The organism is Bacillus cereus group sp. N14 (genome assembly GCF_016483555.1).
Lineage (GTDB): Bacteria > Bacillota > Bacilli > Bacillales > Bacillaceae_G > Bacillus_A > Bacillus_A wiedmannii.
Genome location: NZ_JAEHBQ010000038.1, coordinates 18,370 through 32,117, shown reverse-complemented (window position 1 = coordinate 32,117; position 13,748 = coordinate 18,370). Strand labels below are relative to the sequence as shown.

Below are 13,748 nucleotides of genomic sequence, written 5' to 3'. Positions count from 1 at the left end.
ACAAAAGAAGTAACAGCGGCAACAGAATGGAAGTACACATTTGAAAAGCTCCAAGCATACGATGCAAACGGAGCAGCGTACAAGTATGAAGTGAAAGAACAGGCAGTACCAGGATATGAATCCAAAGTAAATGGTACTGACATCACAAATACAAAAGTAGGCGAAACAAAAGTAGAAGGAATAAAGACGTGGAAAGACGGAAATGCAACAGACCGTCCGACAATGATCAAAGTAGACTTACTACAAAACGGGAACGTGATTCAAACACAAGACGTATTCGCAGTAATGGGTTGGAAATATACATTCACAGATTTAGAAGCATATGATGCGGAAGGAAAAGCTTACGAGTATACAGTAAAAGAACAACCATTAGCAGGATATGAATCCGAAGTAAATGGTACTGACATCACAAATACAAAAGTAGGCGAAACAAAGGTAGAAGGAACAAAAACGTGGAACGATAACAATGTAACAGATCGTCCAAGTTCAATTAAAGTAGATTTACTACAAAACGGTAAAGTAGTAGACACAAAAGAAGTAACAGCAGAAACAAACTGGAAGTACACGTTTGAAAAGCTCCAAGCATATGATGCAAACGGAGTAGCGTACAAGTATGAAGTGAAGGAACAACCGGTAGACGGATACAAATCCGAAGTAAAAGGTTATGACATCACGAATACAAAAGTAGGCGAAACAAAAGTAGAAGGAACAAAAACGTGGAACGATAACAATGCAACAGATCGTCCAAGTTCGATTAAAGTAGACTTACTACAAAACGGTAAAGTAGTAGACACAAAAGAAGTAACAGCGGCAACAGAATGGAAGTACACGTTTGAAAAGCTCCAAGCATACGATGAAAATGGAGTAGCGTACAAGTATGAAGTGAAGGAACAACCAGTAGCTGGGTATGAATCCAAAGTAAAAGGTTATGACATCACAAATACAAAAATCAAGGACGAGCCAAATGTAGATCCAAAAGATCCAAGTACAAATCCAAAAGATCCAAGTACAAATCCGAAAGATCCAAGCACAGATCCGAAAGATCCAAGTACAGATCCGAAAAATCCAAACACAAATACAGGCAACAATAGCGATTCAAAAGTTCCACCTACTACAGAAAATGATAAGCCAACATTACTTCCTAACACAGGAGGAACATCAGCAGGAATGAGTTCAATTCTTGGAGGTATGGTATTGTTCCTTTTAGGTGGAATCCTACTCGCTCGTCAGCGAATTAAATAATAAAAAAGCTTTAGATTATTGATTACACTGTAAACTGAGTAGCTGACAAATTAAAAAATTACTATTGATATTGCTCCCTTTAGGTAAGTATTCAAAAACACTTCACAATAAGGTGAAGGGAAGAATGCAGCCTGAAGGGTTTTTTTTTATAGAAAAAAGGGAACAGTTTCAAGGTGGACTCAATCAGGGGCTCTAAAACGATAACAAAACCGTTTTTAAGAAGCACATTATCATTGGACCATAAGCTTAGAGCGTGGTATCTCATGTAATTTAAGGTCAATGCTATGTTTCATTAAGTTTTGGATGAATGCATAGCCATTTTTATGGCTAATTTAGAAATAGCATATTGTAAAGCTTTGTTCTTGAGTAGCTGATGCAACGTTTATTTTAGGAATGAAGGCATTAGTTCCTGAAGTTCAAGTTAACACAACTGCAAGAGCACCTTTTTATAATTGAAAAACCTTCTCATTAGATGTAATCAATAGTATTTAAATTTTTTATTCTACATAATGCTATGCGATTGATATCCTTTATTTATATATTACGATTTTAATTATACACCATAATACCATGTAATGAATATGCTTTTATGCATATTCATTTTTTCTTAATAAACAGCCACCGATTAATCGGTGGCTTGAAATAGTATTAAGCGGCTTTCTCTCCTGTTTTTACGGTGGAATGAAGGCTATTATAGACGCCTGTACCAATAACCTCTAATGCCATTTTCATACGTTCAGGTGAAATGTTCTCAAATACGTTATCTTGAGGTGTGTGATATACCTTCTCGATATGATAGATTAATGGATTCCAACTATCGACACCCATCCAAATAAATAGGGCGGCAGGAATACCAACTTCAGCAAATGGCACGTGATCACTGGAGCCGAATTTCCCTTGCAGTACGAGGTCATTATTTAATTGTTTACCTGCTTGTAAGGCTGCGTCTGTTACAAGGTTTGGAGAACCGTTAGGCGTCATAGCATATAAATTCTTTGCTTTATCGTAATTTGTTGCAACCATGTCTGCGTTAAAGACACCTAAAATTCGATCGCGTTCTTTTTGGGATAAACTATTAACGTAATAATCGGAGCCAAGTAAGCCAGTCTCTTCAGAACCAAAAGCAATAAAACGAATTTCTTTATCAGTTTCTACATTTTGAAAAGCACGAGCTAACTCTAATACTAATCCTGTACCAGAAGCATTATCGTTTGCTCCAGGTGCTCCAACTACACTATCATAGTGCGAACTTACAACGACAGCTTTTTCATTACCTGTACTGTTTTTTGGTTTCTTTTTAGCGATGACGTTTAAGGATTTTAAATTAGATTCATGTCTCGCTTTTAGGGAAAGAATTGTTGTCCCTTTTTTAGCGATTTCTTCTTTAAATGCATTTCCTTGCGCATAAGCAAGACCAAAGACAGGAATAGATTGCTTTTTCGTTAGGCGGGGATTGAAGGTTTGTCCATAATTTCCGCGTCCACCAATTAAACTGTATAAAAGAACACCTTTTGCTCCTTTGCTAACAGCATTTTCAACTTGTTTATTGTAGTCTGCTACTGTTGTTCCCCTTTCAAATAGAACAATCTTTCCATTTACTTCATTTGGAATATCCTCTAATTTTGTCCCACCTTGAACAAAGATAAGAGGAGCTGTAACAGCTTCTGTAGAAATTAGTGCGTTAGGAGCAGCGCCAGCTTGCCAATTACGCTTTGTGGATAATGGGGATTCAATAAAGCCAACGTACTGATCTGGCACTTGAAATGGTTGATAGTCTACTTCATAGCCCATTGATTTAAGTTGCATACCAACGTAGCGAGAAGCCCATTCTTCTGATTTTGTCCCACCAGGGCGAGGACCAATTGTTTCGGATAAGAAACGGATGTGTTCGATGGCGCGGCTTGCATCAACTTGTTTTGTGATAGGTGAAGTCTGTGTGATTTCTGACGTGGAATCAGCTTTGGCTTGTCCAATTGGAGCCAAGCTAACAGCGAGTGATACAGCAAGCAAAGAGCTTACTATTTTTTGTTTTAAAGATTTTTTCATTTTTTCCTCTCCTATTCTTCTATTCTCTCTGACTGACAAAAGAAGACGGATAACGACTTTATTTTACCTTTACATTTTTTATTTTTCAATATTCTGACATTGAGAAATAAAAAATACTATATGCATATTTGCATATTTTTGGTGGAGATATGTATGCTATCATTTTAAATGAAGGTTCGCTTTCTGTTTGGAAAGCTCCTACATTGCATGAATCTAGTGTACCCAAACTTTAGATTATGTAGAGAAAAGAATCCACTGTAGGGTTTCTTTTCTCGTGTTTGAATCATGTGATGATAAATATGTTTCCGCATTTCATAATTATCATCAGTGATATATGTAAGGCATCCATATGAAAATACGAGGCTGTTCAAAGGTTTTCCGTACTTTTGGGCAGCCTCACCCCGTTAAAAAGGTGGTGCCTTGATGCACCACCTTTTATTTATATAAATTTTTGCATACCTAAAAGTAATAAAAAATAGCCGTTTGGTAGGTTTCTGCTACCAAACGGCTATTTTTTATATTTCTGTTAAAATAATCGGCTCGCCGCGTGTTACGACAACTGTATGTTCACATTGTGCAACAAGGCTTTTATCAGGTGTAACAAATGTCCAACCATCATCGCCACGTTCGATAATGTGATCAGCCTTCATAGAAATGAATGGTTCTACAGCGATAACAAGACCGTCTTTTAGAAGCGCATTATCCATTGGGTCAAAGTAGCTTAAAATGTGGTTTGGTGCTTCGTGTAAGCTAAGACCAATACCGTGACCAGTTAAGTTTTGAATTACATTATATCCATTTTTATGTGCAAAGTTTGAAACAGCACGACCAATTTGGTTTTGTTTTGAACCAGCTTTCACCTTTTTCATTGCTGCCCAAAATGCATCAACCGCTGCTTGGCAAAGCTTTTCTTTTGCTTCATCTTCTCCAAGTACAAATGAAATACCTGTATCTGCATAATAGCCATCAAGTGCAGCAGATACGTCGACATTTACTAAGTCGCCTTCTTTTAATACGCGATCTCCTGGAATACCGTGAGCAACTTCTTCGTTTACACTGATGCAAGTTACACCTGGGAAATCATATTCTTTTTCAGGTGCAGAAATAGCACCATGCTCATCTAATACTTTTTTACCGATCAAATCAAGCTCTTTCGTTGTCATACCTGGCTTCGCTTCTTTTTTCATTTCTTCACGTGCAAGTGCAACGATGCGGCCGATTTTTCGTAAGCCTTCTAAATCTTGTTCATTACGAATAATCATGAAAACCACTGTCCTTCCTCGAATGTATATCTTACCCGATTGTATCATGTTTATTTTCGTCCTGCTACTCGCTTGCGGTATGTAGGTTGATTCCTCTCATAAGGAATACATGACAATTGTCATATTGATGTCATGACGCATCATACTGTTTCCTAAGTTTTCCAACACGTACAATGTAAATATAAGAAACAGCGGGGGTGGAGAGATGGAAAAGATTATAGAAGTAAATGGTGTTTCTAAAACATTTAAATATAAAAAGGCAGTAAATAACGTCTCATTTTATGTGAATAAAGGAGAGATTGTAGCACTACTTGGACCGAATGGTGCAGGGAAAACGACGACGATGTCGATGATGCTTGGATTAAAGGATCCTACGGAAGGAACTGTTTCTATATTTGGAAGGAGTCCCAAGCATAGAGATGTTCGTAATAGCCTCGGTGCGATGTTACAAGAAGTAAGTGTCATTGATAGCATTACGGTGGAAGAGGCAATTGAGTTATTCCGTAGTTATTATACGAATCCGGTAGCGAAAGAAACGTTACTACAGTTATCAAACTTAGAATCGGAGCGAAAGCAAAGATGTGAGAAATTATCAGGTGGTCAAAAGAGAAGGTTAAATTTTGCGCTCGCACTTGCAGGAAATCCAGATTTGCTATTTTTAGATGAGCCGACAGTTGGGATGGATATTACGTCTCGAAGAACGTTTTGGGAAACAATTCGAAAGTTAGCAAGTGAAGGGAAAACAATTATTTTAACAACGCATTATTTAGAAGAAGCGGATGCATTGGCGAATCGCATTTTATTATTTGCGAGTGGAAAGATTATCGCAGATGGTACACCAGATGAGATGAAGGCAACGATTTCTCGAAAAACGATCTCATTTTATTCGAAGGAAAGCATTCCTACAAAGTTATTAAAGGAATTACCAAATGTAACAGAAGTAAAGTCAAACGAAGGGCACTTCACTTTAACAACTGAAGATACGGATGCAACTTTAAAAGCGATTTATCAAAAGAACTTACCTGTAACAGATGTTTCGGTTGAACGTGGAAGTCTTGATGAAGCGTTTGAACAGTTTATCGCAAATCAGGAGGAGGGAATCGCATGAGAGCATTTTTGATGCAATGTAAGATGGAGATATTACGTACGTTTCGCAATAAATTATTTATCTTTTTCTCATTATTAATGCCAGTTATGTTTTACTACATTTTCACAAATGTTATTCAAGTGCCACAGAACGGGAATGAATGGAAAGCTCATTATTTAATTTCTATGACTTCATTTAGTATTATTGGAACAGCACTTTTTAGCTTCGGTGTGCGTCTTTCTGAGGAAAGACAAAAAGGATGGGCACAACTTTTGAGAATTACACCTCTGCCAGAGGGAGCATACATTTCCGCAAAAATTGTTTCGCAAACAGTAGTAAATGTTTTTTCGATCGTAGTTATTTTTATAGCAGGTATTTTAATTAATGATGTTCAGTTAACGTTCGGTCAATGGATGGGTGCTGGTTTATGGTTATTACTAGGTGTAACACCGTTTTTAGCGCTTGGATCGATAGTCGGTTCTATTAAAAAGGTTGATGCTGCTGCTGGTTTAGCCAATATTTTAAATATGTGTTTAGCAATTCTTGGCGGGTTATGGATGCCAATCGAAGTATTTCCGAAAATATTAAGATCTATTGGTGAATGGACACCAACATATCACTTCGGAAGCGGTGCATGGGATATTGTAGCTGGAAAATCAGTTGGTTGGGAAAATATCGCGGTACTAGGAGGTTATTTCCTTATATTTGTTGTAATATCAATATATATAAGAAAAAGACAGGAAGCGGTATAAATGATAGAGAAGAAGAGGATTGAGATTTTTCCGAAACAGATGGGTTTCTTCCCGTATATGTGGTTCGTGTATCTGTTATTTCCAATTTACCATTTAGTGCAGGCGTCAGGGTGGAAGCTTGTAATTGGAAGCGGTATGTTGATAGTTTTTATTATCACATACCGTCAGCTTTATTTTGTGCAGAGGACGTTCGTTTTTTGGGCATGTATTCAAATGGTACTTATCTTTTTATTTGCTTTATTTTACAATCCTTTCATGATATTCTTTGGCTTTTTCACCGCAAGTGCGATGGGATTTGCACCAAATAAGAAAGTGTTTCGAGTGCTATTATGTTTGTTAGTTATAATGCTTGGGGCATTTTTATTTGTAAATATGAATCAACTAACAACTGCAAGTTTAGTAAATATCGTTCCAATGTTTATTTTAATGCTTCTTACACCATTCGGAATGCGTAATTTTAATCAGAAAAAGATGTTAAGAAATCAATTAGAAGAAGCAAACGAACAAATTAAAGACTTAGTAAAACGTGAAGAGCGGCAACGGATTGCAAGGGATCTTCATGATACGTTAGGGCATACGTTATCACTCATTACTTTAAAAAGTCAGCTCGTGGAAAAGTTAATTGTAAAAAATCCGGAGCGTGCAAGTGTGGAAGCAAAGGAAATTACGCAAACATCTCGTACCGCTTTAAAGCAGCTAAGGGAACTAATTTCTGATATGCGTATGATTACAGTAGAAGAAGAGCTTGAGCAAATAAAAGCGATCTTACAAGCTGCTACTATTGAATTAGAAATAAAACAAGAAACGAGTGCAAGTTCGTTATCACCCATTGAACAAAATATTTTAGGAATGTGTTTACGTGAGGCTGTGACAAATGTTGTAAAGCATAGTAAGGCGACGCGTTGTACAGTTTCTGTACTAGAATCACAAGGTGAATTAATTTTGACAGTAGAAGATAATGGAATTGGTTTAGCGGATCAAAACCACGATGGAAATGGCATTCGTGGTATGAAAGAGCGTATCGCTCTTATTGATGGGTTTGTTGAACTGAGCACAATCAATCCAGGGACACTATTAATAGTAAAAGTACCAGTTGTCATTAGAACAGGAAAAGATGAGGTGAGGGCATGATTCGAATTATTATTGCAGAAGATCAGCGGATGCTTCGTGGCGCATTAGGGGCCCTACTTGATCTAGAAGATGATATTGAAGTAATTGGGCAAGCTGCGAACGGGGAAGAGGCGCTAAAACTAATTGAATCGCTACAACCTGATGTAAGCATTATGGATATTGAAATGCCAATTCAAAGCGGATTAGATGTTGCGGAAACGTTGCAGAAAGAAAAATCAGCATGCAAAGTAATGATTTTAACAACATTTGCGCGCCCTGGATATTTTGAACGAGCAATGAAAGCAGGCGTGCACGGATATTTATTAAAAGATAGCCCAAGTGAAGATTTAGCTGCAGCGATTCGTAATGTAATGAAAGGAAAGCGAGAGATTTCTCAAGATTTAATGTTCGGCTTATGGCAGGAGCAAAATCCGTTATCAGATCGCGAAAAAGAAGTATTGTTACTTGCGAAAGAAGGAAAGACGGCAAATGAAATTGCGAAGGCACTTTATCTTTCACCTGGTACAGTACGTAATTACATTTCTGAAGTATTAACGAAGCTCGATGCGAAAAATAGAATTGAGGCAATTACAATTGCGGAAGAAAAGGGATGGATATGAAAAAGAAGTTTACCTATGAGTGGTAAGCTTCTTTTTTCTTATAAACAAGTATTTCAATAGAGAGTTTCGTCGCAGTCGCATCGCTCAGAATTTGAAGTATATCGCGTAATTTAGATTTTACTTCATTTTTCGACAAAAAATTTGTTATAGTTAGATTAGGTTATTGGTCTGAATTTTGGACAACCTTGCCACTAACAGTTGTAATTACTCCATTTTTATCTACTTTTACAATGAAATCTTGACTATATATTTTATAGTTTTTGTAAGTTTGTGCAAGGCGAACTTCGGTTTAATTTTCTTTTATTTCTTTATTTGTAGGTTGGGAATCTACATTCATTTCAGTTGTCATTCACCCTTGTTGAGCTTTAGCCTCATTTATTTCACCCCTTAAATACTTTTTCGCCATATTTTTTCGTATCATTTTGAGGTTGTGTCATTTTTAAAGCGTTAAACTAGGCTAAGCAATTTCAATTTTCACTTCATTTTTATCTAGTTCTTGGGTGTAAATAGCTTCTGCTGATAAAGGATAAAGAAGACCGAATGTAACGAAGGCACGGGCAAATTTTCTATAATTTATCTATAAAACTACTAATCTATTATTGTATGTGAGATGGATTGTATGAACAATTTGCCGAATTTTATATATATTATGCATTATTTCATATCAAAAATTGTCGAATTCACATTATGGTAGTGGTATGACAACTTAACAAATTAGATTGTTATAATGGGATGGTGAGTAAGTATGCACGCAGAAAAATTAGGAAGTGAAATTAAGAAGATTAGGGTAATGAGGGGATTAACACAAAAACAGTTATCCGATAACATATGTCATCAATCGGAAGTGAGTCGAATTGAATCGGGCGCGGTATACCCAAGTATGGATATATTACAAGGTATCGCAGCAAAGTTACAAGTTCCCATTATTCACTTTTATGAGGTACTTATTTATTCTGATATTGAAAGAAAAAAACAGTTTAAAGATCAAGTCATTATGCTGTGTAAGCAAAAAAAATATAAAGAGATTTATAATAGAGTATGGAATGAGCTAAAAAAGGAAGAATATCATCCTGAATTCCAGCAGTTTCTTCAATGGCAATATCATGTAGCAGCTTACATATTGAAGAAAATCGATTACGAATATTGTATTTTAGAATTAAAAAAATTGTTAAACCAACAATTAGCTGGAATAGACGTATACCAAAATCTCTATATAGAGAATGCAATTGCAAATATTTATGCTGAAAATAATTATTTTAAGAAAAGTATTGAGTTATTTGAAGATATATTAAAACAATTAGAGACATTGCATGATAATGAAGAATTCGACGTGAAGGTAAGATATAATCATGCAAAAGCATTATACTTAGACGAGCAATATGAAGGGTCACTTTATCAAGTAAATAAAGCAATTGAAATATCATGCCGAATTAATAGTATGGCATTAATTGGACAGCTATATTATCAAAGAGGCGAATGCCTAGGAAAATTGGGGTATGATGAGCCAGAGATTGAAGATGCATATAAAAAGGCAAGTTTCTTTTTTGATATATTAGAAATGCATGCATATAAAGAAGCGCTCGCAGATAAAATCAGTAGATAGATAACCAAAAAATGGATATGCATAATTGCATAGGATATGGATAAAATTTCATGATATATTAAAATAAAAAATGTGGGTGATGGAATATGAAGAAACTACTTATTGGTAGCCTATTAACGTTAGCAATGGCATGGGGTATTTCATTAGGTGATACAGCATTAGAGAAAAGCCAAGTAATTTCTCATAATGATCAAGAGGTACAATTAGCTGGAGATCTACCTTTTGAATATTAAAAAACAACCGTCTTACTTAGACGGTTGTTTTTTTGTGTAGTAACATCCAAACGTCTTTACTAGAAACGGGCTTGCTAATAAGGAATCCTTGAATGTGGTCACAGTTTTGTTCATATAAAAACGTCCATTGTTCTTCCGTCTCTACACCTTCTGCAATAACTTCTAAGTTTAGTTCTTTAGATAGTGTAATGATGGAGGAGATAATCGCTTCCTCTAAAGGACTATTTGTAATTCCGCAAATAAACTCTCGAGCAATTTTTAATGTGTTGATTGGGTATTTTGTTAAATAAGCTAAAGAACTATAACCAGTTCCAAAGTCATCGATTGAAATTTGAATACCGAGATTTTGAAGCTGTTCTAGTTTGGAAATGACAGATTGATTTTGATTAATTGCGATACTTTCTGTGATTTCGATATCTAGTGCTTCTGATTTTAGTTCGGTTTCTTCTAACACTTTTGAAATAGTAGGGATTAAATCTGCATGGTTAAATTGAACAACAGATAAATTCACACCAACTTTTAAGTGAGAAAACCCTTGATTATGCCATCTTTTTGCCTCTAAGCAAGCGGTACGTAAAATCCAATTTCCAAGTTCAATAATAAATCCGGTTTCCTCCGCTAGAGGAATGAATTGGGCAGGAGACACGATGCCGAGTTTTGGGTGCTTCCAACGAATTAATGCTTCAAAACCGATAATTTGTTTTGTTTTTGTGCTTACTTGTGGCTGATATTCTAGGAAAAATTCATTTTGTTGTAATGCTTTTGTAAGTTCACCTTCTAAGAATTGGATTTCATTTTGGGCGATACTTATTTCTTTTGAGAAGAAAACAAATCTGTTTTTTCCATTTGCTTTCGCGCGATACATAGCCATATCAGCATTTTTCATTAATTCAGTAACATCGGTCCCGTAATCAGGATACATGGCAATTCCGATACTCGGTGTAATAGACAGTTCTTCGTCTTTAATGGAGAATGGTTTGTTTAAAACGGTTAAAATTTGTTCAGCTATAAAAGCCGCACTTTTTTCTGAGTACATATCTGGTAATAGAATTGTAAACTCATCTCCACCTTGGCGAGCAACGATATCTTTTGAACGCAAGCAACCACGTAATCTTTTTGCTACTTCAATTAATAATAGATCTCCGACATCGTGACCAAGTCTATCGTTAATTTTTTTGAATCGATCTAAATCAAGGAACATAACGGCAACATCATTCACGCTAGTTTGAGCTGTATTTAAAATGTTTTTTAAATCTTTTTCAAACTTTCGGCGATTTGGTAATCCAGTCAGTGCATCATGAAAGGCTAAATGTTCTACTTGTTTTTGTTTTTCATATAAAGTTGTAATATCACGTGCTATGCCGAACATCCCAACAACTTCTTTGTTTATGAAAGTAGGGATGAGTGTAACGTGAAGATAATAGTAATAGCCTTCTTTTTCTTTTGTGCGAACTTCTAAAGTTTGTGGTCTACCTTCTTTTGTTATTTGTAAAGCTTTCTTTAGTAGATCATGGTCTTTTGAGTCAATAAAGTGTAGAAGAGAATAGCTTTCTACTTCACAATAGTAGGCAGTAAATAAGCTTTCACAAGCTGTATTAGATTGTTGGAAAATACCATCCATATTTAAAGAGAAAACGGCATCAGGATGATCTTCGAATAACGATTTATAGCGTTGTTCACTCTTTGATAACGCAGATGCACCCTCTTCTACTTTGCCTTCTAGTTGTGTAGTCAACTGTTCATATGTATCGATTAGTGCTTGATTATCTTTCCACATGTAAAGTTGTCGTAGGAATAATAAGATGAGTGATAATACTAGACCGATTAGCATGAACTTATCATCCCAAGGTTGAATAAGAATAAAGGAAAAAGTAATGATTATACTGAAATAGGGTAATATAAAGCGCACATAATCAAATCGATAATACTTTGTTTTCGTTTCATGCTGCATTGGTTTGTCCAAAATGTATAGTATGGAAGATAAACCAATTAATAAAATTGAAGCAGTATGTACTAAATAAGAGACTTCAGAAGAAGTTTTCATCCCCATGTTTAGTTGGAACAGATGTATATACCCGTACACAAGTATGATAGTAAAACCGATAATTAATGAAATTCTGCTAGCAGAATATTGTTCTCGTCTATATAGGCTAATAACGGCGTAAATTACTAATGCTTGTGCAATAAAGTATCCAATTAAAACCCAGTGATCTGTTGTTAACATACGAAAGCTTGAGAGGTCCAAAATAAAAGTTAAGGTAAAATAAATATTCATAATAACAATAAAGATACTATCGAATGAAAATTGAGCAAGGCCTCTAATAGAATAATGTTTTATGAATTTGATAGCAAACCCAGAAAAGAGCAAAATATATTGTATGATGAAAAAAGGTAGTGCCTTATATGAGAATATGACTTGATCATATATAGAAAGTGAATGAAGGAATAAAGTTATTTCCATAGTTAGTCCGCATATGCAAGTGCAGAGTAATAAAACCCAAAATAATTTATCACTACGCTTCATTTTCTTAATAGCTTTATATAAGCAATAGCAAGAAAAGAGTGCAGCAAAACAAAATAAGAAGAGAATTCCAATTTCTTTTATATTCAAGTCCTTAGGGATAAGAAATATCCAAAGGGAAAATATAATTATATACATCGTGACAAAGTGTACATATTTTTTTTGATTAATCATATTATGGCTCCGTTTCAATAAAGTTGAATCGCAGGTGGAAAATGCTAATTCCAATCATAGCATATACAATAGGTTGTTTTTTACTATAAAAATTACTTTTTTTGAAAAAAATAGCTCAACATTACAATTTACCATTGTAATGTTGAGCTATTTATTCTTTTTATCCCTCTTATAGAGGATAATTCATGTATTAATTGCAGCATTGCTAAATCTTTCTGTTTACTTTCAATCATAATATCGAAATTATGGTTGATTTTTTTTGCAATGTGTAAGAAAGGCTTAATAAACTCTAAATCAATATATTCAGAGTGAGCCCTAAATTCTTTTTTTGATTTAGGGGAGGAAATGTGAACTTTAGGAGGGACATTTGTATGTGACCAAGTTTCAAAAATTACAGGGAGTAATACTTCTAGCGGTTCTTCGCAAAGGTTTGCCATGTGATGATGATAATCAAATACGAATGGAATCTTTTCTTTTTGGCAAATCGATAAAGTTTCAGCAGTTGTATATGTTTTATCATCATTTTCAAGCGTCATTTGCTCTTTTATATGTGCAGGAAGTTTTTTTATATTTTTATGGAAACGTCCAACCGCCTGTTCTTTATTTCCATAGGCACCACCTACATGGATGTTAATATAAGAAGAATCTGCAATTCCTATTGCATCTAATACTTTATAATGATAGGCCATATCTGTAATAGCGTTAGTTGTAATATGTGGCTTGTCGCTTGTAAATAGTGTAAATTGATTTGGATGAAAACTTACTCGCAAATTGTATTCTTTAATTAATGTCCCAATTTTACGCCAAAGCGGTGTGAACAACCCGATGTAATCAAACTCGACTTCGGGATGTGTTGCAAGTGGGACGATGGAAGAAGATAAGCGATATAATGGAATTTCATGAGCTATATTGTAATGAAGAATACGTATTGTATGCTCAAGATTTTGCCGTGTAACATCGTATAATTTATCTTCTCGTTCTTGTTTACTAAGCTTTTGAAAGCTTGTAAATGTCATCGTTTTAGCCGGAGAACAGTCCCAGAGTGCCATTGCATGTGAGACATATCCGAAACGCATAATCATAATGAATACATCTCCT

At 35.3% G+C, this 13,748-nt stretch carries 11 protein-coding genes and 1 pseudogene; 7 read left to right on the top strand and 5 right to left on the bottom strand.

Going from position 1 to position 13,748, the window contains the following annotated elements; genetic code table 11:
- Positions 1-1,242, top strand: a 1,242-nt coding sequence (locus tag JDS82_RS28220) for a Cna B-type domain-containing protein (RefSeq protein WP_199714294.1), incomplete at its 5' end; no start/stop codon positions are given.
- 648 nt (positions 1,243-1,890) lie between these two features.
- Here JDS82_RS28220 and JDS82_RS28215 read toward each other — a convergent pair.
- Both JDS82_RS28215 and map read right to left on the bottom strand, forming a co-directional pair.
- Positions 1,891-3,288: a M28 family metallopeptidase gene (locus tag JDS82_RS28215; protein ID WP_000749135.1), complete on the bottom strand. Its 1,398-nt coding sequence runs from the start codon at positions 3,286-3,288 to the stop codon at positions 1,891-1,893.
- Between the two features lie 515 nt (positions 3,289-3,803).
- Complete coding sequence (map, locus tag JDS82_RS28210; protein WP_002096176.1) at positions 3,804-4,598, bottom strand: type I methionyl aminopeptidase; 795 nt, start codon at positions 4,596-4,598, stop codon at positions 3,804-3,806.
- A 157-nt stretch (positions 4,599-4,755) separates the two neighbouring features.
- On the opposite strand from map, the gene JDS82_RS28205 reads away from it, so the two are divergent.
- From JDS82_RS28205 to JDS82_RS28190, 4 genes are read left to right on the top strand one after another with little or no spacing between them, the layout of a single operon-like run.
- Positions 4,756-5,658, top strand: a complete 903-nt coding sequence (locus tag JDS82_RS28205) for an ABC transporter ATP-binding protein (protein ID WP_199714293.1) — start codon at positions 4,756-4,758, stop codon at positions 5,656-5,658.
- Positions 5,655-6,389, top strand: coding sequence for an ABC transporter permease (locus tag JDS82_RS28200; protein WP_001201067.1), 735 nt, complete (start codon positions 5,655-5,657; stop codon positions 6,387-6,389). The genes JDS82_RS28205 and JDS82_RS28200 overlap by 4 nt, the downstream gene beginning before the upstream one ends.
- A complete protein-coding gene (locus tag JDS82_RS28195; RefSeq protein ID WP_048566722.1) occupies positions 6,390-7,520 on the top strand; it encodes a sensor histidine kinase in 1,131 nt (376 codons plus the stop codon).
- A complete protein-coding gene (locus JDS82_RS28190; RefSeq protein ID WP_000619265.1) occupies positions 7,517-8,119 on the top strand; it encodes a response regulator transcription factor in 603 nt (200 codons plus the stop codon). The genes JDS82_RS28195 and JDS82_RS28190 overlap by 4 nt, the downstream gene beginning before the upstream one ends.
- Before the next feature lie 13 nt (positions 8,120-8,132).
- On the opposite strand, the pseudogene JDS82_RS28185 reads toward JDS82_RS28190, so the two are convergent.
- Positions 8,133-8,456: pseudogene (locus JDS82_RS28185) on the bottom strand (bacillolysin).
- 408 nt (positions 8,457-8,864) lie between these two features.
- On the opposite strand from JDS82_RS28185, the gene plcR reads away from it, so the two are divergent.
- Positions 8,865-9,722 (top strand): transcriptional regulator PlcR, encoded by an 858-nt coding sequence (gene plcR / locus JDS82_RS28180; protein WP_000542915.1) that lies wholly within the window; start codon positions 8,865-8,867, stop codon positions 9,720-9,722.
- 86 nt (positions 9,723-9,808) lie between these two features.
- Positions 9,809-9,955 carry a quorum-sensing peptide PapR gene (locus JDS82_RS28175; protein ID WP_000734732.1) on the top strand — a complete coding sequence of 49 codons (147 nt, stop codon included), beginning with the start codon at positions 9,809-9,811 and terminating at the stop codon, positions 9,953-9,955.
- Between the two features lie 16 nt (positions 9,956-9,971).
- Here JDS82_RS28175 and JDS82_RS28170 read toward each other — a convergent pair whose 3' ends face one another.
- Together JDS82_RS28170 and uvsE are read right to left on the bottom strand one after the other, a co-directional pair.
- On the bottom strand, positions 9,972-12,650 hold the full coding sequence (locus JDS82_RS28170) for a DUF4084 domain-containing protein (protein WP_000609939.1): 2,679 nt from the start codon (positions 12,648-12,650) through the stop codon (positions 9,972-9,974).
- Positions 12,651-12,778: 128 nt separating this feature from the next.
- Positions 12,779-13,732, bottom strand: a complete 954-nt coding sequence (uvsE, locus tag JDS82_RS28165; RefSeq protein ID WP_199714292.1) for a UV DNA damage repair endonuclease UvsE — start codon at positions 13,730-13,732, stop codon at positions 12,779-12,781.
- Positions 13,733-13,748 lie beyond the last annotated feature (16 nt).